General features: G+C 32.1%; 23 protein-coding genes, 1 riboswitch and 1 other annotated feature. Of the genes, 2 read left to right on the forward strand and 21 right to left on the reverse strand.

Features of this window, described 5'->3' with window-relative positions; all coding sequences use genetic code 11:
- Nucleotides 1-99: 99 nt before the first annotated feature.
- From J2Z35_RS12960 to J2Z35_RS12970, 3 genes are all read right to left on the reverse strand, one after another.
- Nucleotides 100-1,488, reverse strand: coding sequence for a sigma-54 interaction domain-containing protein (locus tag J2Z35_RS12960; protein WP_209661848.1), 1,389 nt, complete (start codon nt 1,486-1,488; stop codon nt 100-102).
- A gap of 111 nt (nt 1,489-1,599) precedes the next feature.
- The gene (locus J2Z35_RS12965; RefSeq protein WP_281063650.1) at nt 1,600-2,976 is read right to left on the reverse strand and encodes a YjiH family protein; all 1,377 of its coding nucleotides are present in this window, start codon (nt 2,974-2,976) and stop codon (nt 1,600-1,602) included.
- A gap of 195 nt (nt 2,977-3,171) precedes the next feature.
- Nucleotides 3,172-3,385 (reverse strand) — a binding site (T-box leader).
- 62 nt (nt 3,386-3,447) lie between these two features.
- On the reverse strand, nt 3,448-3,888 hold the full coding sequence (locus J2Z35_RS12970) for a dUTP diphosphatase (protein ID WP_209661830.1): 441 nt from the start codon (nt 3,886-3,888) through the stop codon (nt 3,448-3,450).
- A 297-nt stretch (nt 3,889-4,185) separates the two neighbouring features.
- Between J2Z35_RS12970 and J2Z35_RS12975 the strand changes: the two genes are divergently transcribed.
- A complete protein-coding gene (locus J2Z35_RS12975) occupies nt 4,186-5,649 on the forward strand; it encodes an alanine/glycine:cation symporter family protein (RefSeq protein ID WP_209661831.1) in 1,464 nt (487 codons plus the stop codon).
- Between the two features lie 38 nt (nt 5,650-5,687).
- Here the strand turns inward: J2Z35_RS12975 and dapF are convergent, their stop codons facing one another.
- From dapF to J2Z35_RS13065, 18 genes are all read right to left on the reverse strand, one after another.
- Nucleotides 5,688-6,518, reverse strand: coding sequence for a diaminopimelate epimerase (gene dapF, locus J2Z35_RS12980; RefSeq protein ID WP_209661832.1), 831 nt, complete (start codon nt 6,516-6,518; stop codon nt 5,688-5,690).
- Between the two features lie 13 nt (nt 6,519-6,531).
- Nucleotides 6,532-7,719: an aspartate aminotransferase family protein gene (locus J2Z35_RS12985; protein WP_209661833.1), complete on the reverse strand. Its 1,188-nt coding sequence runs from the start codon at nt 7,717-7,719 to the stop codon at nt 6,532-6,534.
- Between the two features lie 36 nt (nt 7,720-7,755).
- Nucleotides 7,756-8,484 (reverse strand): 2,3,4,5-tetrahydropyridine-2,6-dicarboxylate N-acetyltransferase, encoded by a 729-nt coding sequence (gene dapD / locus J2Z35_RS12990; RefSeq protein WP_209661834.1) that lies wholly within the window; start codon nt 8,482-8,484, stop codon nt 7,756-7,758.
- 13 nt (nt 8,485-8,497) lie between these two features.
- Nucleotides 8,498-9,259 carry a 4-hydroxy-tetrahydrodipicolinate reductase gene (gene dapB, locus J2Z35_RS12995; protein ID WP_209661835.1) on the reverse strand — a complete coding sequence of 254 codons (762 nt, stop codon included), beginning with the start codon at nt 9,257-9,259 and terminating at the stop codon, nt 8,498-8,500.
- A gap of 1 nt (nt 9,260) precedes the next feature.
- Nucleotides 9,261-10,151, reverse strand: a complete 891-nt coding sequence (gene dapA, locus J2Z35_RS13000) for a 4-hydroxy-tetrahydrodipicolinate synthase (RefSeq protein ID WP_209661836.1) — start codon at nt 10,149-10,151, stop codon at nt 9,261-9,263.
- A 15-nt stretch (nt 10,152-10,166) separates the two neighbouring features.
- Nucleotides 10,167-11,159: an aspartate-semialdehyde dehydrogenase gene (locus J2Z35_RS13005; protein WP_209661837.1), complete on the reverse strand. Its 993-nt coding sequence runs from the start codon at nt 11,157-11,159 to the stop codon at nt 10,167-10,169.
- Nucleotides 11,160-11,210: 51 nt separating this feature from the next.
- Nucleotides 11,211-12,350 carry a M20 metallopeptidase family protein gene (locus tag J2Z35_RS13010; RefSeq protein ID WP_330623483.1) on the reverse strand — a complete coding sequence of 380 codons (1,140 nt, stop codon included), beginning with the start codon at nt 12,348-12,350 and terminating at the stop codon, nt 11,211-11,213.
- 18 nt (nt 12,351-12,368) lie between these two features.
- Nucleotides 12,369-13,574: an aspartate kinase gene (locus J2Z35_RS13015; RefSeq protein WP_209661838.1), complete on the reverse strand. Its 1,206-nt coding sequence runs from the start codon at nt 13,572-13,574 to the stop codon at nt 12,369-12,371.
- A 15-nt stretch (nt 13,575-13,589) separates the two neighbouring features.
- Complete coding sequence (gene lysA, locus J2Z35_RS13020; protein WP_209661839.1) at nt 13,590-14,885, reverse strand: diaminopimelate decarboxylase; 1,296 nt, start codon at nt 14,883-14,885, stop codon at nt 13,590-13,592.
- 86 nt (nt 14,886-14,971) lie between these two features.
- Nucleotides 14,972-15,147: riboswitch (Lysine riboswitch) on the reverse strand.
- Nucleotides 15,148-15,226: 79 nt separating this feature from the next.
- The gene (locus J2Z35_RS13025; protein WP_209661840.1) at nt 15,227-15,379 is read right to left on the reverse strand and encodes a FeoB-associated Cys-rich membrane protein; all 153 of its coding nucleotides are present in this window, start codon (nt 15,377-15,379) and stop codon (nt 15,227-15,229) included.
- Between the two features lie 9 nt (nt 15,380-15,388).
- Nucleotides 15,389-17,410, reverse strand: coding sequence for a ferrous iron transport protein B (gene feoB / locus J2Z35_RS13030; RefSeq protein WP_330623484.1), 2,022 nt, complete (start codon nt 17,408-17,410; stop codon nt 15,389-15,391).
- A 53-nt stretch (nt 17,411-17,463) separates the two neighbouring features.
- On the reverse strand, nt 17,464-17,676 hold the full coding sequence (locus J2Z35_RS13035; protein WP_209661841.1) for a FeoA family protein: 213 nt from the start codon (nt 17,674-17,676) through the stop codon (nt 17,464-17,466).
- A gap of 281 nt (nt 17,677-17,957) precedes the next feature.
- Entirely contained in the window at nt 17,958-19,052 is a 1,095-nt protein-coding gene (locus J2Z35_RS13040; protein WP_209661842.1) for a GGDEF domain-containing protein, read from the reverse strand.
- Nucleotides 19,053-19,108: 56 nt separating this feature from the next.
- Nucleotides 19,109-19,285 (reverse strand): DEAD/DEAH box helicase, encoded by a 177-nt coding sequence (locus tag J2Z35_RS14950; protein WP_209661852.1) that lies wholly within the window; start codon nt 19,283-19,285, stop codon nt 19,109-19,111.
- Between the two features lie 72 nt (nt 19,286-19,357).
- Nucleotides 19,358-20,707 carry a 23S rRNA (uracil(1939)-C(5))-methyltransferase RlmD gene (gene rlmD, locus J2Z35_RS13050; protein WP_209661843.1) on the reverse strand — a complete coding sequence of 450 codons (1,350 nt, stop codon included), beginning with the start codon at nt 20,705-20,707 and terminating at the stop codon, nt 19,358-19,360.
- 19 nt (nt 20,708-20,726) lie between these two features.
- Nucleotides 20,727-21,455: a pseudouridine synthase gene (locus tag J2Z35_RS13055; protein WP_209661844.1), complete on the reverse strand. Its 729-nt coding sequence runs from the start codon at nt 21,453-21,455 to the stop codon at nt 20,727-20,729.
- Nucleotides 21,456-21,457: 2 nt separating this feature from the next.
- Complete coding sequence (locus J2Z35_RS13060) at nt 21,458-22,828, reverse strand: RsmB/NOP family class I SAM-dependent RNA methyltransferase (protein WP_209661845.1); 1,371 nt, start codon at nt 22,826-22,828, stop codon at nt 21,458-21,460.
- Between the two features lie 9 nt (nt 22,829-22,837).
- Nucleotides 22,838-23,389 carry a DUF6648 family protein gene (locus J2Z35_RS13065; protein WP_209661846.1) on the reverse strand — a complete coding sequence of 184 codons (552 nt, stop codon included), beginning with the start codon at nt 23,387-23,389 and terminating at the stop codon, nt 22,838-22,840.
- Between the two features lie 153 nt (nt 23,390-23,542).
- Between J2Z35_RS13065 and fba the strand changes: the two genes are divergently transcribed.
- Nucleotides 23,543-24,484, forward strand: coding sequence for a class II fructose-1,6-bisphosphate aldolase (gene fba / locus J2Z35_RS13070; protein ID WP_209661847.1), 942 nt, complete (start codon nt 23,543-23,545; stop codon nt 24,482-24,484).
- Nucleotides 24,485-24,589 lie beyond the last annotated feature (105 nt).

A 24,589-nucleotide genomic window follows, 5' to 3' on the forward strand; every position in this document is an offset into this window, starting at 1 on the left:
TTTTAAAACATTTACATTTCTGAATGTCTTTAATAATCTAGGATTTTTAATTTTTAGGGTTCATCGTTCAAAAAACGCCTTTTCCCGACAGCCCCATTTTTAATCTAAATCTATTTCATAACTTTTAAGCTTTGCATACAAGTTAGTCCTACTTATATTCAGCTCTTGAGCTGTCTTTTTTTTATTTCGATTATTATTTTCAAAAGATTTTAAAATAGTTTCTTTTTCTACAGCATCTAAAATTTCTTTCAACTGCTTTTTTTGCAAATGTTTTGATTCAGTAAAATCACCACTAATATTTCTTGGAAAATGAGCTACTTTTATAACAAAATCATTGTCAATAAGATTAAGTGCTCTTTCTATTACATTTTCAAGCTCCCTTATATTTCCAGGCCATGAATATTCTTCAAGAGCATAGATTGCTTCATTAGAAATCTCTTTAACATATACACCCATTTCATCAGAGAGCTTTTTAATAAGTTCCAAAGCTAATGGCTTTATATCCTCTTTTCTTTCTCTTAAAGGATCAATATGGATATTCATCACGTTTAATCTATAATATAAATCCTCTCTGAAAGTACCATTTTTCACCTCTTTAGAAAGGTCTTTATTGGTTGCCGAAATTATTCTTACGTTTACAGATTTTGAAAAAGTGCCTCCTACTTTATCTATTTCTTTTTCTTGAAGAACCCTAAGAAGCTTAGCTTGCATATATAGCGGCATATCACCTATCTCATCCAAGAAAATAGTCCCATTTTCAGCCAACTCAAATTTACCTTTTTTCCCTTCTTTTTTTGCACCGGTAAAGGCTCCCTCTTCATATCCGAAAAGCTCGGATTCTAAGAGCTCATTTGGTATAGCAGAGCAGTTGACTTTTACAAAAGGGTGGCAGGACCTTTCACTTTCATTGTGTATAGAATGTGCAAACAGCTCTTTCCCAGTTCCACTTTCTCCAGTGATTAATATATTTGAGTCTAGCCTAGAAGCTCTTTTACATACCTTTATTAGATTTTGTATATGTGCACTTTCCCCTTTTATATTGGAAAAAGTATATTTTGCTGTTTTTTGAATACTCAACTGATGTCTATAAAAGGCAAGCTCTTTTTCCATATGATTAACCTTTTTAGACATTTCATAAAAACCACTTAAATCCTTGAATATTACCTTTCCTAAAGCTCCAATTATCTTATCATTTTTTTTAATCGGTATTCGAGAAGCAATCATATTTTGGTCTTTGACCTTCATTATTACTCCTAATTCGGCTTTTCCAGTTTTTACTATATTATGAAGATTGGTATTTTCTATTACTTCAGTAACATACTTACCCTCTGGGTTCTCATCTCCGCAAAATTCTTTGTATCCCTTACTCATCATCGTAATTTTCCCTTTTTCATTTACGATAACAACCCATTCTTCTGCATTGTCAAGAATTGTATCTAGTATCTCTTTATAGTCTGTATTATCTCCTTGATAATATAATCCATCCATTATAGACAATTTTGCCTGCTCCTTTTAATAATTAATTTTACTAAGCATATTATTTATCTCATATATTAATACTATCATATTAAAATAGATAATGGATTTAAAAATCGATGTTTAAAACAAGATATGTGCCACTAAAGCTATTATAGGCAGAGTTATTAGGGTTCTTTCTATAAAAATAATAAAAAGCTCTTTGATAGTTATAGGAATTTTAGAACCAAGTAGTAATCCTCCAACTTCAGACATATAAATTAGCTGGGTTACAGATACGCATGCAATAACAAACCTAGTTAGCTCAGACTCTATTTTGCTTCCAAGCAGTGAGGGTAAAAACATATCTGCAAAACCTACAACTAAAGCTTGTGAAGCTTCAGTCGCTTCAGGAATGCTTAATATATTTAGTAACGGGATAAAAGGCAATCCTAAAATCCTAAATACTGGAGTGAACTCTGCAATAATAAGTGCTATAGTACCCATAGCCATTACTACAGGTAATACTCCTAACCACATATCAAGAATATTTTCAATTCCTTTTTTTAGGTAGTATAAAAACCCTTTATTATCATTACTTTTTTCCATTGCCTTAAATAGTCCCCAAGAAAATGAATTATAGTTTTGAGGTATTATCTCACTTTGCTCATATTTACTATCTGAAATGTAAATATCTTTTTTTCTTGAAAGGGGTGGTATTCTAGGTACAATAAAAGCTGCAAATAATCCTGAAGCCAGTATAGTTAAGTAAAATGGGAAAAACATACTTGCAAGTCCTACTTGAGCTATCACAACTAAGCAAAATGTTATTGAAACCACCGAAAAAGTAGTTCCTATAACTGCAGCTTCCCTTTGGCTATAATATCCCTCTTCATATTGTTTTGAAGTAAGTAAGACTCCAATTGTTCCATCTCCAAGCCAAGATGCAATACAATCTACAGAAGCTCGGCCAGGTAAAGTAAATACTGGTCTCATAAACCCATTAAGTAGAACTCCAACAAATTCTAAAAGTCCAAAATCTAAAAGAAGTGGAATAAATAACCCTGCAAATATGAAAACTGTAAAAAGTATTGGCATTAAATCATAAAGTAAAAGTCCGCCAGTATCTAGTGACCAAATCATATCAGGTCCTATTTCAAAAATGGTTGAAAAAGCAAATAGCCCTCCTATCGCTCGTACTATAAGCCAGCTATCTGAAACTTTAAAAAGATTTTTTAAAAATAAATTATTATTTATAATTCCAAAATTAAAAAATCTAAATCCAACACTTAGAATTGAGGAGATTATTATAGTCGTGCTTACAATTAGAGGGAGATTTTCTCCAAAGAAACTTATAAATATATCAGAAAAAAAAGCTATAGGAATAGTTAGCTCTCCATCAATTTTAATAGGGCTCATAAATATAAGTATCCCCAGTAAAGATGGAATAATAAACTTAATAAAATTTTTCGAGGTTTCTATTTCCTCTTGATTACCTGAATTAATTTTTTCACTTATCATTCGTTTTCTCCTTTTTTAATGTTTTACTAGCATCGATGTCTAAATTTTTCTATATAAACAAAATTTATTTCTAGGCCTATTTTATGAAATAAATTTTATAAATACCTTTCTATAGCAATCACAGATTGCGCCTTGAGTGAAAATCTTATTTTATTCTCAATAAAAAAAATCCGTCTCTTTTACATAATTATATGCAAAAGAGACGGATTTATCCGCGGTACCACTCTTATTGCCGACATACCTGTCAGCCACTCCTTACTTTTAACGCTTTTAAAGCGTATCTGAATACTTTTAATTTCTTCAGATAATCTCAAGGTCCCTTTTCAATTTAGTTAGAATGCAGATCTTCCACTCTGTATCTGCTCGCTGTAAACATAGCTAAATTTACTTTTCCTGTCATAGACTCTAAATATTAAGTTTACGTTTTTAGATTATATATTGAGTTTGGCTCTATGTCAATATCTCTAATATTTATTTTTTTCCAGTAGACCCATGTCCTCCTCTATTGTCATTTTGCAAGGATTTAACTAAATCAAACTTCAAATCTTTCATTTTTTCGAATATTCTGAACTGGCATATCCTCTCTCCTTTATTTATTACTGTATCTTTTAGAGCAAGAGCTGGAAAAAACCAATAATCTTCATTTCCATTATATGAGTTGTCAATTATTCCAATTCCATTTGTTTGTATAATACCAAAATTTTTAAAAGTAGAGCTTCTCGGGACTATATGAGCCTCATATCCTTCAGGTAGCTCTGCTGCAAACCCTAAGGGTATAAGCTTATATTCAAAAGCTTTAAGCATAACAGTTTCCGATGCTCTAAGATCTATCCAGTCAGATTTATCTCTTATCAGTACAAAATCCTGAGAATTTTCATCTTCATATTTTATTTTAATCGTTAAATTATTCATTTCTCCTCCTAGATTAATTATTATTCCTTCATTAATTATAGCAAATAAAATTAAAATATAAAGTAGTAATCTAAATGCTCAGACTAACAGTATTAACAGCATATTAGAAGTATATTTTTTATATTATTTAGGAAAAATATAAAAAATAAGACTTATAAAATTTATTATATAGAAAATTTTAGTTAATAGAATTGACTTGAAACTTTGAAAATGATAAAATTCAATCGTGGTAATAAATTAAACTTTCTGAAAACAGTTTTCCCAGTTACCATAATAATTTAATTAAGGAGGGTTTTTATGAATGTAGAAAGCATGGTAGATTTTCTAAACGGTATTATTTGGAGTAACGCACTTATTTATTTTTGTTTGGGAGCAGGTATATTTTTCTCGGTATTATTAAAGTTCCCTCAGGTAAGACTTATTAAAGATATGGTAGGACAAATGCTTAATGGTGAAAGTTCTGAAAATGGAGTATCTTCTTTCCAAGGATTTGCAATGGCACTTGGTGGTAGAGTTGGAACGGGAAATATAGCAGGGGTTGCTACTGCAATAGGATTCGGAGGTCCAGGAGCTGTTTTTTGGATGTGGGCAATCGCTTTCCTTGGAGCAGGTTCAGCTTATATTGAATCCGCACTTGCTCAGGTTTATAAAGAAGAACTTGATGGAGAGTACCGTGGAGGTCCTTCATATTACATCGAAAAAGGACTGGGAATAAAATGGTTTGCAGTACTATTTGCAATATCTGCCGTTCTTGGAGTTGGTATCTTCCTTCCAGGAGTACAAGCAAACAGTATAGCTAGTGCCATCAATACAGCGTTTGGTGTTTCTCCATATGTTACTGGAGCAGTAGTTGTAGTTTTACTGGCTTTCGTAGTATTTGGCGGAACTAAACGTATAGGAAAAACTGCAGAAATGATAGTTCCTTTTATGGCAATAGCATATATAATAGTAGCAGTAATTATTGTTCTTGTTAACATTACAGCTTTACCAGCTGCTTTTATGCTTATTATTAGATCTGCATTTGGTGCTGATGCTGCATTTGGTGCTATTTTAGGTATTGCAGTACAGTGGGGAGTAAAAAGAGGTATTTATTCAAATGAAGCAGGACAAGGTACTGGTCCTATGGCTGCTGCAGCTGCTGAGGTTTCTCACCCTGCAAAGCAAGGTCTTGTACAAGCTTTTTCAGTATACGTAGATACACTGTTTGTTTGTTCAGCTACAGCTTTCATGATTATAATCACTGGAATGTACAATGTTTCTGATGGAGCTGGCGGATTCATAGTTGAAAATCTACCTGGAGTAGAAACTGGACCAGCATTTACTCAAATGGCCGTAAATACTCTTGTGCCTGGATTTGGACAAGCATTTGTAGCAGTAGCACTTTTCTTCTTTGCCTTCACTACATTACTTGCATACTACTACTATGCAGAGACAAATGTTGCTTATCTGTTTAAAGGTTCTAAAAATCACAAGTTATACTTCCTTTTAACAAAACTTGGTCTACTTGCAATGACATATTATGGTTCAATAAGAACTGCATCTCTTGCTTGGGGTCTTGGTGATATCGGAGTTGGACTTATGGCTTGGCTAAACCTTATAGCAATAGTAATGCTTACAAAAACTGGTGTTGCTACACTTAGAGATTATGAAGCTCAAAAGAAACAAGGCTTAGACCCTATATTCGTTCCAGAAGATCTTGGAATTAAAAATGCAGAAATTTGGAAAACTATAGGAGCTAGATATAAAAAGAAAATCTCATAAACATAAAAAAAGAAGCTCTCCAAATGGGAGCTTCTTTTTTAATAGTTGTAATTTCCTTTACAGATAAGCTTCGCAGGCCCACTCATAAGTATATCTCCATCCACTTCTTCAAAATACAGACTTCCAGAATTTACTTTTACTTGAATCTTATTATCTGAGTCATTGATGAGTCTATTTATAACAAAACAAGCTGCAGCTCCTGTACCACAAGCTAATGTAAAACCTACTCCTTTTTCCCACGTTAAGACCTCTATATTATTTTTGTCAATTCTCTTGCAAAAATTTACATTTGTTTTATATGGGAATATTTTATGATTTTCAATATATTTTCCAATTTTTTCAAAGTAATTATAATCAAATTCTTTAACAAATAAAACCGTATGAATAGTTCCTATAAAGATTGAGCTAATTTTTAATCGCTCATCTTCTATAATCATCTCCTCATTTATAAATTCAGCTAAATTTGACGCTTTTGGTATTTCTTTTGAGGAAAGCAGAGGTTTTCCAAGGTTTACTCTTACTAAATCTACTAAATTGTTTTTTTCAAAAACTTCAACCTTCATGATTCCAGCCAAAGTCTCCACATTAAATTTATTTTTTTTAATGATTTCATTTTCATATACAAATTTAGCAAAACATCTAATGCCATTCCCACACATAGTCGCAATGCTTCCATCTGCGTTAAAAAAATCCATTTTTATATCTGCTATATCTGACTGTTTAGAAATAATCATACCATCAGCTCCTATTCCAAAATGTCTATTACAAACATTTTGGGCTAGAACATTAAGATTATATTGCTCTACATCAGAGGAGTTAAATATAATAAAGTCATTTCCAGTGCCTTGAAATTTTTGAAACGGTATCATGACATACTCCTTTTTATTTATTGCATAATAATATTGCCTCTTCAAAAATCTTTAAAAAATCATCTATTTCAACCTTTGTCATATATAGTTGAGGTAATAGTCTTATTACAGTGCTGCTTGTTGAATTTAAAAGAATATAATTATCTATCGAAAATTCTTTTATTTCATTTACATATTCTCCAACATCTATCCCAATCATAAGACCTCTTCCCCGTACATCTTTAATGACATGTGGATATATCTCTTTTAAATTATTTAGTTTTGAAATCAAATATCTTCCTTTATCTTTCACTTCCTCGAGGATATCTGTATTTATGAGCTTGTCAAGAACATACTCTCCGGCTGCACAGGCTACGGGACTCCCTCCAAATGTACTTCCATGATCTCCTACGTTAAATACTTCCTCAAGTCCTTCACGTACAAGCATAGCTCCAAGAGGCAATCCCCCGCCTAATGATTTGGAGAGGGTTACTATATCTGGAACAATATTAAATTTTTCAAAAGCAAACAAATCTCCAGTTCTGCCAAGACCAGTTTGAATTTCATCGATTACAATAAGGAAATTATATTTTTTTGATAACTTTATTGCTTCATAAATAAATTCCTCTGATATTTCAACAATACCGCCTTCCCCTTGAATCATTTCTAGGAATAATCCACAAGTATTTTCATTAACTTTTTCTCTCAATGAAGCTACGTTATTGTATTCAAAATGATGGACTCCTGGGAGAAGAGGCAAAAAATCTCTTTGGTAATTATGCTGACCTGTAAGGGAAAGCCCACCATTTGTCCTCCCATGAAAGGAATTATAGGCTGATAATAATTGAAATTTATTTTCATGGTATTTTTTTCCATACTTTTTACAAGCTTTGATAGCCGCCTCATTTGATTCAGTTCCAGAATTTGTAAAAAACACCTTTGATGCAAAAGTGTTTTCTACAAAAAGCTTAGCTAAATTGATAACAGGAGGGCTTACAAAGTAATTAGATAGGTGAATATAATCTTTGGCTTGATTTATTATAGCATTTACAACACCCTTATCATGTCCTAGATTATTTACAGATATTCCACTGTACATATCTAGATATTTATTTTCGTAACTGTCATAAAGATATGAGCCTTCACCCCTTTTTATAATCAAATCACTTCTTCTATAGGTATTTAGAATATATTTTTTATCATCATTCAGCAGATTCCTCATATCCTCCTCCTAATCTTTGAGATTGAGTCCTAGACTTTATCTTAAATCTTCTAATATTTTCACTTTATCTGCAGTTTTTGCGTCTTTTTCTTTAATAACCCTAGCAGGTGTTCCTGCAACTACAGTGTCTGGCTCTACATCTGAAACAACTACAGCTCCTGCTGCTACTACAGCGCCTTTTCCTACTTTTACTCCTTCAAGAATCACTGCATTAGCTCCTATCATTACATCATCCTCGATGATTACAGGGGTCTTACTTGGGGGCTCTAACACTCCAGCTACAACTGCTCCAGCTCCTATGTGAACATTCTTGCCAATCGTTCCTCTTGCTCCAACAACTGCATTCATGTCTATCATTGTGTTATCTCCGATTTCAGCACCTATATTGATGACTGCGCCCATCATTATTATTGCGTTTTCTCCTATTTTCACCCTATCTCTAATAACAGCTCCCGGCTCTATTCTTGCTTTAATATTTTTAATATCCAGCATAGGAATAGCGGAATTTCTTCTGTCGTTTTCCATTTCAAAATAAACTATTTTATCTTTATTCTCATTTAATACTATTTCAATATCACTTAGTTCTCCAAAAATAATTTTAAATCCGTTTTCTCCAAAAACTTTGCAATTTGGAAAATCCAAATTTTCAATTTCTCCTTTCAAATACACTTTAACTGGAGTACTTTTTTTTGCTTCTTTGATAAACCTTGCTATCTCATATGGGTCTGTAAGATTTAAGTCTAGTTTTTTTTCATTATTATTCATAAAAAGCTCCCTTCTAATTTTCATTTATTAAATCTTTCATAGTATATAAGCCAGGCTCTTTTGAGTTTATATATTTGGCTGCTTTTATAGCTCCATCTGCAAATACTCTTTTAGAAAGAGCGCTGTGTTTTATTTCTATTATCTCATCCATCCCAGCAAAGATTATAGTATGCTCACCTGGTATAGTGCCTCCTCTTACTGCATGAATTCCTATTTCATTTTTTTCACGCTTTGCAGAAAAACCGCCTCTACCATAATTGTATGTGAGAGAATCATCTAATTCTTCATTGATAGCATTTGCAATCATATATGCAGTTCCACTTGGTGCGTCAATCTTTTTATTATGATGTTTTTCAATAATCTCTATATCAAATTCATCACTTAAAACACTTGCTGCTTTTCTTACTAGGTCAATGATTAGATTAACGCCAACTGAGGTGTTTGATGATTTGAATATAGGTATATATGAAGAGGCTTCATTTATGGTTTTTTCTTGTTCTTTAGATATACCTGTAGTAGCAAGCACTATTGCAGTTTTATTTTTTATACAAAAATTTAATCTGTCTTCTAAAACAGATGGATGAGAAAAATCAATCACAACATCACAGCTTATATCAACTTTTGAAGCATTTTCATAAACCGGATATATATTTTCGTGTAAATTAGGATTTCTATCAATGCCTAAGACTATATCCATACCCTCAGTTTGATTTAAAATACCCGTTAAAACCCTTCCCATAGCTCCGTTGCATCCACTGATTCCAACTTTAATCAAATCAATTCACCTCTGTTTCAATTCCATATTCCTTCATTTGAAGTATTAAATTTTCTAGATTTCCATTAGTCATATCACAAAGTGGTAGCCTAAGCTCACCTGCCCTCATTCCCATTAGATTCATTGCGGTTTTTACGGGAATTGGATTCACCTCTATGAAAAGTGTATTTATAAGCCCATTCATTTTTAATTGCAGATTTCTTGCAGCATTTATATTTCCAGAAAGATAGTTTTCTACAATATCATGGGTATCTTTGGGAAGGATATTAGCCACAACAGATATAACTCCCTTACCTCCTAATGATAATAAAGGTACTATCATATCATCATTCCCACTATAAATATCAAAATCCTCTTCACATATTCGAGCAATCTCAGCTATCTGGCTAATATTACCACTTGCTTCTTTAATCGCTACTATATTTCTTATTTGAGAGAGGCTCTTTACAACTTCTGGAGTCAAATTCACTCCAGTTCTAGATGGCACATTGTATAAAACAATCGGGATATTCACGCTATTTGCTATAGCTTCATAATGCTTTAAAAGTCCTTTTTCACTAGCTTTGTTGTAATACGGGGTCACTACCAAAAGGGCATCTACACCTACCTCTTCGCAATATTTACTAAGTTCCACTGAATATCCTGTATTATTAGTCCCACTTCCCGCTATAACAGGTATTCTATTTTTCACTTCATTCACCGTAAACTTTATCACTTCTCTTCGTTCACTATCTGACATCGTAGAAGATTCCCCTGTGGTTCCACAAATTACAATTGCATCTGTTTTATTTTCTATATGCCAATTTATAAGTTTTTTAAGTGCATTAAAATCAACTTGATTATCATTAAAAGGTGTTACTAGCGCTACAGCCGAACCTGTAAATATACTCATAATTTTACCCCTTTTCTATAAATAATTTAAAATCAGTTCTGCTATTTGAACTGTATTTGTTGCAGCACCTTTTCTAATATTATCTGCAACTACCCACATATTAATTCCATTTTCTACACTGAAATCTCTTCTTATTCTTCCTACATAGACTTCATCTTTATCTTGTACATAAGTAGGCATAGGATATATATTGTTTTGAATATCATCCATAATAACAAGACCATCTACATTTTCTAGAAGTTCATATATTTTTGAAAGTTCAAAGTCTCTTTCAAACTCAATATTCATAGAAACACTATGACCATATTTAACTGGGACTCTTACTGTAGTTGCAGTCACTCTTATATTTTGATCATTTAGGATTTTTTTAGTCTCTTCTATCATCTTCATCTCTTCTTTTGTATAGAGATTATCCATAAAATCATCTATATGAGGTATACAATTAAAAGCTATTTGATGAGGATATTTTTTATTTTCCCCACCATTAATTCCATTTTCAAGATCTGAAATTCCTTCTACTCCAGAGCCTGAAACTGCCTGATAAGTAGAATATATTATTCTTTTGATTTTGAAAGCATCATGAAGTACTTTGAGTGGCACTACAGATTGAATAGTAGAGCAATTTGGATTAGAAATTATACCATCGTGCCATTTTAAATCCTCAGGATTTACTTCTGGAACCACTAAAGGGACTTCTTGATTCATTCTCCATGCGCTAGAGTTATCTACTACTATAACTCCATTTTCTTTAGCAATAGGTGCGAATTTTTTACTTATTTCACCCCCAGCGGAAAATAGTGCTATATCTATGTCTTTTGTAAATGAATCTTCTTTGAGTTCTTCTACAATATACTCTTTGTTCTTAAACATTACTTTTGAACCAGCGGATTTTTTTGAAGAAAATAAGTATAAATTATCAATTGGAAAATTTCTTTCTTCCAAAACTTTTAAAAAAGTCCTACCAACCATCCCTGTAGCTCCAACTATTCCTATATTTGCTTTTTTCATTTGACACCTCTCTATTTTTGAAATTTATATAATATAGTCGCAATCAATATTTTAGTAAACATTCATTGATTTACAGATTTCATCAAATAACCTTATCCCATCTAGCAAAACATCATTATCAAAACTGAATTTAGAACTATGAAGGGGGTTAATATGTCCTAGAACATCATTTCTCGCTCCAAGCATGAAAAATATTCCAGGAACTTCTAATTGATAATATGAAAAATCTTCTGCTATCATCATAGGCTCAATTTCTATTATCTTTTCAATTAATTTAGATTTTAATATTTTATCAACAAGTTTTTTATCATTTATAACAGGTGGGTACATGTCCCTGAAAATTATTTTTATATCTACCTCAAACATTTGGGATAGTCCACTATTGATTGTTAGCATCTTTTTTTTAATTTCCTTATAAACCTCTTGGCTAAATGTTCTTATTGTTCCTTCTAATAAGATTTTTTCAGGAATTATATTTCTAGCTTCCCCCCCTTTTATAGTTCCTATATTAATAACGCAGCTATCAAGTGGGTTCATACTTCTACTTATAATACTTTGATAAGCATTTATAAGCTGTGCTGATGTCACTAAAGCGTCATTGCCTTTTTGAGGCATGGCTCCATGAGCACTCTTTCCTTCTATATAAATATCAAATTCTCCTGATTGAGCAGTCAAAGCGCCAGCTCTTAAGCCGATTTTACCTTGGTTTATTTCCGGATAAATATGAAGACCAAAAACAGATGTAATGTTGTATCTATTAAATATGCCTTCCCCTACGACTACCTCTGCTCCTCCAGGATTCTCCTCAGCTGGCTGAAATATAAACAAAACTCCTTTATTTATATTTTTCATATTGTAAATATACTCTGCAAATCCAAGCAGTATAGCACAATGGCCATCATGTCCGCATGCATGCATATAACCTTCCATTTGAGATTTATATTTTAGGTTTGTTTCTTCTTTTATTTTTAGTCCATCCATATCAGCTCTAAAAGCAATAACTTCACTTGACGTTCCTTTTTTATATGCCAAAATTCCAGTTCCAGCTATCCTTTCAACAATATAGCCTATATTTGTCAGTTCATTTATAATATATTGGGAGGTTTTAAACTCCTGAAATCCTATTTCAGGAAATTTATGGAGCTCTATTTTATGTTTTATTGCCCTATCTTTTATATCCTCTATATTCACATCTTGCTCCCTTCTTGGTTATAGATTAAGTTCTTTAGCAAGAATCTGTACTGCTTTTTCTCTATCACTTGAAGCTACAGTATACGATATGCTTATTTCAGATGTAGTTACTTGTTTAAATTCTATATTATTATCAGCCAAAATTCTAAAAACCTGTGCAGTAACACCACTTTGATTCATCATACCTATTCCAACAACTGAAATTTTTGATATATTCTCTTCTATTACTACTTCTATTTCATTATTTTCATCTTTTATTTCCTTCATAACTTTATTAAGGGCATTTAGCTCATCTTTTGATGTGGTAAATGAAACATTTACCTTTTCATCCATGGGGGATGTCTGACTTATCATATCTACATTTATATTTTCTTTAGCTACTTTTTCAAATAAAGTAGCTATATTATCTGAGTTAAAAACAAGATTATTTACTGTAACCATAAGTATGTCACTACTTATACTTAAACCAGTGATTACTTTTTCCTCCATACTCTTATCACGCTCCTTAATATATGTTCCACCTATATCTTTGCTACTTGAAGCTACATATATGGGAACTTTGTACTTACATCCTATTTCAACCGCTCTAGTTTCCATAACTCCTGCACCAAGGCTTGCCATCTCCATCATTTCCTCATAGCTTATAGATGCAAGCTTCTTTGCATCCTTATATATTCTTGGATCTACAGAATATATTCCCTCGACATCAGTATAAATACAACATAAGGAATTTAGCTTTGCAGAAAGAGCTACAGCTGTTGTATCAGAGCCTCCTCTTCCTAATGTTGTTATATCTCCTTCTTCATTTATCCCTTGAAAGCCCGCAACTACAACTATTTTTCCTTTTTCTAAATTATCCTTAATTTTATTAATATCTATATCTGATATCTTATTTTTATTGTATGGACCTTTGGTTTTTATTCCTGCTTGAAATCCTGTAAGAGATATTGATTCATAGCCATACTCCTGAAATGCCATTGAAAGCAATGATATAGATACTTGTTCTCCAGTAGAAAGGAGCATATCTAAATCTCTTTTTGAAGGGTTAGAGGATATTTCTTTGGATAAATCAATTAATGCATCTGTGGTTTTGCCCATAGCAGAAACTACAACTACCATTTGGAAACCTTCTTCTTTTTTTGCAATTACTTTTTTTGCAACTTTTTTAATTTTCTCTATATTTTCTACAGAAGTCCCGCCATATTTTTGTACAATTATTTTCACTAACTGCCTCCTTTGTTACATTAATTCAAGCTCTATTAAATTTTCATAGGTTTGTCTTTTGCAAATTATTTTGCTTTCTCCATTTAATACAGAAACTACAGGTGGTTTTAAAATTTTATTATAATTTGAAGCCATGGAATATCCGTATGCTCCAGTTGAAGAAACAAGTAGAATATCTCCTGATTCTACTTCTGACATTTTTACATCCTTTAAAAGTATATCCCCGCTTTCACAGCATTTTCCTGCAATTGTCACCTTTTGATTTTTAGGATTTTTGGCTTTATTCGTTAAGATGCATTCATACCTTGCCTCATATAGAGATGGCCTTATATTATCGGTCATTCCACCATCAACACTTACATAAGTCCTTACATCTTTGATGTCTTTGATAGACCCTACCGTATAAATAGTACTTCCTGCATTTGCAACAATTGATCTTCCTGGTTCAATTATTAAAACCGGTAGTTTTATATCAAGTACTCTACATACTTCATCAGCTTTCTTTACTATATTTTCACAAAATTCTTTTATGGGCTTTGGATTATCTCCCTCTGAATAATAAACTCCAAACCCTCCACCCAAATCTAATTCTTGAATTTCAATATCATAATTTTTTTTCATTTCATTTATTAAACCAAGCATTATTTCTACTTCGTCTAAATAAGGCTTTATATCAAATATCTGAGAACCAATATGAGCATGAATTCCAACTAAGTTTAAATTTTCGTATTTTTTTAGATTTTCAACTGCTTTATGAACCTCCCCATTACTTAGAGTAAATCCAAATTTTGAATCTACCTGACCTGTTTGAATATATTCATGAGTATGGGCTTCTATTCCAGGAGTGACTCTAAAGTAAATATCTTGTTTTTTCTTTTTCTGTTCACATACTTGATTAAGTAACTCTAACTCATAGTAATTATCAACAACAAATCTACCTACACCAAGCTCTACACCCATTTTTATTTCTTCAAGTGTCTTATTGTTCCCATGAAACAAAATCTTCTCCATTGGAAATTGTGCAACCTTCGCAGTATACAATTCTCCTTCTGAGACCACATCAAGATAAAGTCCTTCCTCATCAATCAATTTGCACATATATACAGGAAAAAAGGCCTTAGCCGCATAAGCAACTCTATTTCCCTTCTCTTCTACTTTAAAATGCTTCATATACTCTCTACAGTTATTTCTTACTAACTCCTCATCAAAGATATAAAGAGGAGTGTTGTATTTTTTTTTAAGTTCGCTACACTTTATCTTACCTATAGTTAGCTCATTATCAACAATTGACATACTCCCATGTAACTTCATATTTTCCTCCAATACAAAATGCCCCTTAAGCATCACACTTAAGGGGCACAAAAATAGACATATATAAAATATACTATAATATATTCCTCAAATGTAGCTCACCACAAAATAATTTGTGACAGTGATACATATATTTTATGCATCCCCAGGCATACAACCTTAAAGCATCAGTTATATCCTTCGGCGATATTTCCTTTCCCAATAAGTCTTCGCGCTTAACTCATTACTGGTACTGATAAATATCGCAACCTCTACAGTTCATATTCTCTTTTATTTAATAAATAGTATACTACATACTTTTTTTCCACTTGTCAACTTTTTTTAAAATTAAATTTCTTATTTTATTTCAAAGAGCTACACCCACACCCGTTTTTTTTGGAACCACTTTCAGGACAACCGATGCATTTTACTCCTTTTTTCTTCTCAATTATAATTTTTGCAATAGATGCGCAAATTATAGCTATAATTATTAAGCCTACAATTAAATTGGACATAATTTCCTCCTAAGCAGTTAAAGCAACTTCAATTTCGTTTTTCTTTGTCTCTCCTTTTTTCACAAGGTAAAAAACAAAACCATTAAGAGCTAATACAGCTATCAAGCCTGGAACAAAACCTGCTCCAAAAGAACCTGTAGTTATTAGAGTTCCAACCTGATAAGTAATAAATGCAACTACATATCCCATGCCAAACTGAAAAGCAATACCGCCCCATAGCCATTTTTTATTTTCCATCTCTGCATTCATCGCTCCAATAGCAGCAAAGCAAGGTGGAGTAAATAAATTAAACATCAAATAAGCTAAAGCAGCCACAGAGGTAAGTCCCATTGCGCTTGCTACTCCTGCACCTTCTCCAACAAGAGCAAATTCTTCTGGATCTATAAAATTAGTAATAGAATACACCACAGCAAGAGTACCAACTACATTTTCTTTTGCAATAAACCCAGTAATAGCTGCTGCTGCTAATTGCCATGCTCCAAAACCAAGAGGAATCAGCAAAATAGCAAATGGAGATGCAATGCTAGCTAAGATACTAGTATGTTCAGATCCCTCTGCAACAACCTGTAAATTCCAGTTGAATGTTTGCATTATTTGAACCACTGCATTGGAAAGAAGAATTATAGTACCAGCCTTTATAATAAAGGATTTCCCTCTTGAAAACATAGAAATAGTTGCTCTTTTTACACTTGGGAATTTGTACTCTGGAAGTTCCATAATAAAGAAAGATCTTGACTGTTTTTCTCCAGTGATTCTAACTATTATTAGAGCTCCTAAAATTATAACTCCTATCCCAATAAAGTACATGCTAGTTCCTACCCAGGCAGCGTCGTTAAAGAACGCACCAGCAAATAGTGCAATAACAGGAAGTTTTGCCCCGCAAGGCATAAAAGGTGTAAGCATTGCAGTTGTTCTTCTTTGTCTTTCGTTTTTTATTGTTCTTGTAGCCATAACCCCAGGTATAGCGCAACCCGTCCCTATAATCATCGGGATAATAGACTTACCCGATAGTCCTACTTTCTTAAAAAATCTATCCATGATTACAGCAACTCTAGCCATATATCCGCAATCTTCAAGTAATGCCAATAAGAAAAATAATACCATTATAAGAGGTAAGAACCCTAAAACTGCTCCCACTCCTCCGATTATACCATCAAGTAAGATAGCAGCTAGAATAGGTGGCACATTATCACCAAGGGAGCCTTCAACAAAAGCATAAATAGAATCAATCCATCCTACAAAAGTATCAGCTAAAAATGGACCTACATAGGTCTGAGAAATTGAAAATACCATCCACATAATTACTGCAAATATTGGAATTCCAATCCATTTATGAGCTAAAATCCTATCAGCAGCATCTTGCTTAGTTTGATTACTTGTGTTTATTTTTTTATCTTCTACTTTTGCTACAATTTCCTTTACAAATTCATATCTTTTTTTATCAGAAGCTTCTAAAGAAGTTTTATCTATTATATGTATATCAGTATTTTTATATGGAGCATTTTGGATATTTCCTCTTACTTCTACGACCTTTGAGATAAGTTTTTCTAGGCCATTATCGCTTCCTTTTGTAGATATTGTCTCTACAACAGGACAACCAAGAAGTTTTGATAGATTATCTGCATTAATCTTAGTCTGTTTTTTTTCATTTAAATCACTTTTATTTAGTGCTATTACTACAGGGATTTCAAGTTCAAGAAGCTGAGTTGTAAAAAATAAGCTCCTGCTAAGATTTGTAGCGTCAACTATATTAATGATTACGTCCGGATTTTCGTTTTTTACAAACTTACTAGTGATACTTTCCTCAGATGTAAATGGAGACATAGAGTATGCCCCAGGAAGGTCTACAGCAATGATATCTATATCTGCTTTATTAAGACTCTTCTTGATATCTCCTTCTTTCTTTTCTATAGTTACTCCTGCCCAGTTACCCACACGTTCAATTTTTCCAGTTATGGCATTGAAAAGTGTAGTCTTTCCACTATTTGGATTTCCCGTTAAAGCTACTTTCATACTTGCTACTTTATTCATGACTTCCCTCCATTATGTTTTAAAAATTATATATATTTTATAAATGTTAAAAACTATATAATAATAGCTTCAGCCAAATCCTTGTCAATACTATATCTTGCATCTTTTACAGTGATTACATAGTTTTCTGCAAGTATAGAAATCAAAGTTATTGATTCTCCCTCATAGCAACCCAAAGTAAAAAGGAAATCTTTGAGTTCATCATCATAGGTTTTAATGTCTTTGACAATATATTTTGTATTGAGTTTTCCCTGAGTCAAGTTCATCTAAGCACACCCCCCTATTTCATGCTAACTTTTAATTAGAATATGTTAATTTTTCCCCACCATTTATTAGCTCGTATTTTAGACTTAATTACCTAAAAACAATACTTATAACTTTAATGATTAATTTTAGTATTTGATAACGACTTTCATTCTTTTATAATATATCATATGTAGTTTGTTGGTACAATAGATTTTTAACAATCTAATTTTTCATATATTTTAGTACAAAAAAATAAGGGACTAGAGTTGCTACTAGTCTCTTACTTTAATAAAACTGAAAATCAAATTTTTGACTTTAATTCTTTGTATGTTTTTTTATAATGATACATTTGAGTATCTGCTTCTTTAAATAGTTTATAAAAATCGAGAACTTCTTTTCCTCTAAAAATACTATAACCATAGGAAACTGTAGGTAAAATCATACCTTCATCCCGTTTTTCTTTAAGGAAAGTTGTCATATTCTTTAGATTTAACTCAATTGCATTTTCATCAATTTCATTTCCTATGATAGAAAATTCATCTCCTCCAAACCTATAGCAAATATAATTTTTAGTAAATGACTTTCTGATAATATTTGCGACTTCATGGATTACCTTGTCTCCGTAATCGTGTCCGTATGTATCATTAATAATTTTAAAATCATTTATGTCGAGTATTATAACTGAAAATGGCTTTTGAGATGTAATTTCATTTGTGAATTTGTCAAAGGCCGCTCTGTTATAAAGTCCTGTGAGAGTATCAAAGCTACTGTCGAATTCAGAAAGTAAAATAAAATAAAGAAATAAAGCTAGTGTAATACAGTGCCACGAGGAATATGCTTGAGGATAAGCGAGCTGTATGCTTGTTCCAAAAATCGTAAAAACCGAAAGAATAAGCATTTTTTTCATAATTGGATAGTTGGATTTATTTCCCATATCAAGAGTACTAAAAACCAATAGTAGAAAATTTATAAAATAAACCGTTATAAAAATAAAAAAGTAGTCACCTCTCATATACTCATTACTTGGGGAAACATAAAAAATTAGTCTATATTTTGGAGATAAAATTACAGCAATAATATTTATTATTGTAGGAACCAAAAATATTCTATGAGAATTAAAAAAACTTCTATCAAATATCAAGGTTAGAACAATAGAAATAACAGGTGTAAGTCCAAAGCCAATTAGATTAAATATAATGCTCAGAAATCGACTGTTGAAATGCTCATTCCCGATAAATACAGTGCCAGCTTCAGCTAAAATTATTATTATGGTCAGAATACTTCCCATTAAAAAAGGAGTTTTACGTTTTTTATTTAAAGAGGTGCTGGAATATAATAAAACAATCAAATAAACGAGCGCCACTATATCTATGATATATGTAGCTATATACATCATTTTTAGCCCCCTCGAAACCTTCTTTTTTGAGAAAATAATTGTCTTCCCACCAATAATCAAAATGTTTTTTTATCTTTATATCCTTTACCTTTTGAACGAAGATTTGTATTTTTCCCATATTCTTCAAAACTATTTGCTATCTGTATAGCTAATTCTTTTGTGGGTGCTAGTATTAGTGCCTGAATCTGTCTGCGGCTTGATGAGGATTTTTGCTTTAAAAGTCTCCTTTTGATATTACATTACTGAATATCTTTTTTATAAAATCCTTTATTATCAAAATCAGGTTTCATGAAAAATACATTTAATTACTTCGTAAGTAATATTACGACTTCAACATGTGGCGTATTTGGAAATAAATCCACGCCCTTTGCCTCTTTTATTTCATATCCATCATTTTTTAGAGTCTTTAAATCCAACATAAGAGCCTTTGGATTGCAGGATATATATATAATTTCTTTTGCATTAAAAGATAATATATCGCTCATCCCTTTTGGATGTATACCAGCTCTTGGAGGGTCAAGAATTATAAGCTCTGGATTTTCAGTGATATCAGATACCACTTTGGCTACATCCCCAGCAATAAATCTGCAGTTTGTTGCATTGTTTGACTTCACATTTTCATTTGCCATATCCACTGCTTCTTCTATAATCTCTACTCCAATCACTGTATCCGCCTTATCTGATAGAGTGATTCCTATAGTTCCAGTGCCACTATATAGGTCAAAAAGAATACTTTTTTTCTGCCCTATCATATCTTTGACTGTCTGATACAAAACCTCAGCTCCATGGGTATTGGTCTGGAAAAATGAAAACGGAGATATCTTAAACTTTTTACCTAAAAGTTCATCATAAAAATATGAATTTCCTTGAATGCTTCTTACTTCCTCAGGTATTACTGCATCAGATAGTGAGTCATTTAAAGTATGTAATATACCGCTTATGCTTCCATCTAAAGATAAATTTGAAAGACCCTCAGCATATTTAGTCAAATCATAATCAATTTGAGAGGTAGTTACTAGGTTAACAAGTATCTCATTTGTATTTTTCCCTTTTCTTAAAACCAAGTGTCTCAAGTACCCTGCATGAGATAGTATGTTATAGTGAGGGAGCTTTTCATTTTGGAAAAAATCCACTGTAAAATTTAAGATTTTTCTATAATCACTATCTACAATCATGCATGAATGAACATGGATGATTCCCATAGGCGACCCTTTCATGTGCATACCTAAAGCAAGGGGACCTCCTTTTTCTTCATCTCCAAAAGTGAATTCCATTTTATTTTTATATTCATATGGGCTAGGACTTTGCTTTACTTCTATATCATCAATTTCAGTATGTCCGCTATTTTGAAAAAGATTAATAAGCTGTTCTTTTTTTAGTTGAATTTGATTTTCATAAGGAACAGATAGCATGCTACATCCGCCACATCTTCCATAGTGTGGACATATTTCCGATGTTTCCATAGGAGAAGGCTCTATTACAGATAGTATTTTTCCTTCTGCTTTATTTTTCCTAACTTTTTTTACTAAAACCTTTACTTTTTGTCCCTTTATACCGTTTTTATAGCTCAATCTAATATTATCTATATCAGTATATCCAGTTCCTCCAAATTCCATTTCTTGTACATAAACTTCTAAAATATCTCTTTTTTTCAAAATTTCACCTCATTATATTTTACATGTAATTTTCTAACAAATTTAATTCTTCTGCTGTAAGCTTCCTATATTCTCCAAGTTTTAAGCTTTCATCAAGAGAGATAGGTCCCATAGAAATCCTCTTTAAATAAACTACTGTTTTATCCGTTGCTAAAAACATTCTCTTTACTTGATGAAATTTACCCTCTTTTATTTCAACAATAGCTAGAGATTCTTCATCTGATTCTAAAATATCGAGTTTTGCTGGCATGCACTCATAATCATCTTCTAGAACTATTTTGTTTTCAAATGCTTTAACATCACTTTCCCCTAGCCTTCCCACTACCTTTACAAGATATTTTTTAGTAACATGCTTTTTAGGTGAGAGCATGTTATGGGCAAGTGTACCATTATTTGTAAGTATGAGGAGTCCCTCAGTGTCTTTGTCTAATCTTCCCGCTGGAAAAAGACCTCTGTTTTTGTATCTGTCTTCTAAAATATCAAGTACGGTGTTTTGATACTTATCTTCTGTTGCCGATATTACTCCCTGAGGCTTATTCATCATAATATATGTGAATTCTTCATATTCAATGACTTCATTGTCAAATCTTACTATATCGTTCTTATTTACAGAATCATTGCTTTCTTTTACGATTTTTTCGTTGATTTTTACTCTTCCCATTTTTATGTGTTTCTTTATATCTTTTCTGGAACCTATTCCCATATTGGACAAATATTTGTCTATTCTAATACTTTTTTCTGACTTCATTATTAGAGCATCCTCCAATTTTTATTATAGCCATTTTTTAATTTCTCATTAGAAGCTTTTCCATATCCTACTAAAAAACCACATACTGAAACCCCATAAAATCCGTCCTCATGGCCAGGTATATTTAATGTTTCTCCTTTGAGGTATTTTATGATTTCACTACTATCATTTTCAAAATCTATAACTTTTTTAAAGTCAGTTGATTTGAGATTCATAATAAATTGTTGAGATGGGACAAAGTTCTTTACTTTGACCTCCCCTACAAATATCCCGTTTCTTAATATTTTAAACCCTTTTTCAAGGTTATCTGTAAATATCTCTTTGTAAAGTCTATTATTTTCAAACTTAAAATCCCCTTCAAGGACAATATTTAAGTTTTCTTTCTCAAAGTCTAGATACTCTTTAGGAAGGCTTTTTCTGGAAATGTATCCCTCTGATTTGTTTTTTGAGGTTTTTTTATTATTGGGTTCTTTATTTAAGAGTATATTTTTTCCTTTTTTTTCTATTATACATAAAAAATGTCCTTCTCCTTTTAAATTATGTGGGAACAGCCTAGCCGCTTCCTCCATATTAAAGCCTCCAACTAACCCATAGTTTTTTGATATATTTACAAGTCTAAAGTTAGAATGTTTTTGCAAAAATAAATTTATTATATCTTCATTTTCGCTTCTACTAAATGTGCAGGTTGAATATATAATTCTGCCTCCTGATTTTAGCATTTTTGCGGATTTTTCCAATAAATCTATTTGAATATCTGGGCATTCACATCTAGTTTTTTCCCAGCTTTTAATCAAGTCCTCATCTTTCCTAAACATTCCTTCTCCAGAGCATGGAGCATCCACAACTATTCTATCAAAGAAGTCCGGAAAGTTTCTGTATATTTTTTCTTGATTCTCATTTATTATAAGTGCATTTGAAATTCCAAAAAGCTCTATATTTTTAAGGAGTGCTTTGGCTCTTGTTGATGAAATATCATTGGTAACAAGAAGTCCTTCTCCCTTTAGTTTTGAACCTATATTAATGGATTTTCCTCCAGGGGCTGCACACAAATCTAGAACCTTCATACCTGGCTTTATATCAGAAAGTCCAATTACAGCCATTGCTGACGGCTCCTGAATATAATAAAGACCTGCATGATATAGTGGTGACTTTGCAGGTCTTTCATTAATATCAAAATAATATCCTTCATCATTCCAAGGAACAGGCTCCTTGAGAAAATTTAATTTTTCTTTTAGCATTTCCTTTGAGATTTTTAAAGTATTAGCTCTTAAAGCAAGGTACTTGTTTTCTTCATATGTTTTTTCAAATTTTGCAAAATCATCTTTTAATAATGTTTTCATTTCTTCCAAAAAAATCACCGGAAGATCTTTCATAAATGCCTCCTAATATCTTGAGTTGATATAGCTTTTGATTACAGATTTCTTGCTTTTCGTAGAAAAAATTCCATTTTCTTTCATTTTTTCAACTATCAGAGGATTGACTGAGTGGAGCACTGCTTTTATTTCGTGAGAATCTACCACAATTTCAAATAATTTATTTTTAAGATCTTTAGATTTGACACTAATATAATATCCTTCAACGTCGTAATAATCCACTAAATCCAACAGTTTTAAAGTGCTTTGGTCTTTTCTATAATAGCAATCTTGTATTTTTTTATAGTATTCTCTTTCTTTTTCGGGATGTTTATTATATTTTTCAAACTCTCTTAGTCTTAGCTTATAAAACTTTCCCGTCATATTATAATACTGATAATTATATAGTGCTTTAAAAACGTTGTCTACATACTTATAAGGCTTTTGTCCCATTTCCATAAGTTTGTAGTAGTTTTCTTCAATATACTCTTTTTTTGATATATCACCTTGATGAAACTGTCTGTTTAAATCATCCTTATGTTCAAAGAATTTTTCAAAAAAATCTTCTATATATTCCGCCATATTTTACACCTTCTTAAAAACTTATATATATCATTATACTTTTTAACTGGATTATATACAAACTTTAAAAATAAAAAGATTTTTAAGAGATTTTAGGGTAAAATATTGTTATGGATATTTTTATCCAAATTAAGTTTTTAGGAGGTTTATAGAATGCCACTTATAAATACTAAAGAAATGTTTAAGCATGCATACGAAGGCAAGTATGCTATTGGAGCTTTTAATGTAAACAACATGGAAATAATCCAAGGAATAGTGGCTGCGGCTCAAAAGGAGCAATCAGCACTAATACTTCAGGTTTCAGCTGGAGCTAGAAAATATGCAAGCCCAATATATCTAAGAAAACTTGTAGAAGCTGCAATTGAAGAAACTAACCTTCCAATAGTTTTACACCTTGATCATGGAGATAGTTTTGAGCTTTGTAAACAATGTATAGATGATGGATTTACATCAGTAATGATTGATGGTTCTGCTCTACCATTTGATGAGAATATAGAACTTTCAAGAAGAGTTGCTGAATATGCTCATGAAAGAGGAGTTACTGTTGAAGCAGAGCTTGGCAAACTTGCTGGAATAGAGGACGAAGTGAATGTTTCTGCAGAGGATGCTAAATTTACAGATCCTGACCAAGCAGTTGAGTTTGTTGAAAAATCAGGTGTAGACTCTTTAGCAATAGCTATTGGAACTAGCCATGGAGCCTACAAATTTGCTGGTGAGCCAAGATTAGATTTTGAAAGACTTGAAAAAATCACTAAGCTTCTTCCAGATTTTCCACTTGTTCTTCATGGAGCTTCTTCAGTAATACCAAAATACCTTGAAATGTGCAATCAATATGGAGCACAAATACCTGGAGCTAAAGGTGTACCAGAAGATATGCTTAGACAGGCCGCTACCTATGGCGTATGCAAAATAAACGTGGATACGGATTTAAGAATGGCTATGACTGCTGCGATAAGAAAAGTATTTGCAGAAGAGCCAGTTGAATTTGACCCAAGAAAATACCTTGGACCAGGAAGAGCAGCAATAGAAGAAATAGTACAGCATAAAATCAAAAATGTTTTCGGTTGCTCAGGTTCAGCCCTAAAATTAAAATAATTAAAAAAATAAAGGGGCTGTCGGGAAATAGCCCCTTTCTAAAAAGCGACTTTGTCGCTTTTTTTAATTCTTAAAAAAATATAAAAAAAAGGCAGCAAATTAATG

The sequence above is a fragment of the Acetoanaerobium pronyense genome (genome assembly GCF_017874355.1).
Lineage (GTDB): Bacteria > Bacillota > Clostridia > Peptostreptococcales > Filifactoraceae > Acetoanaerobium > Acetoanaerobium pronyense.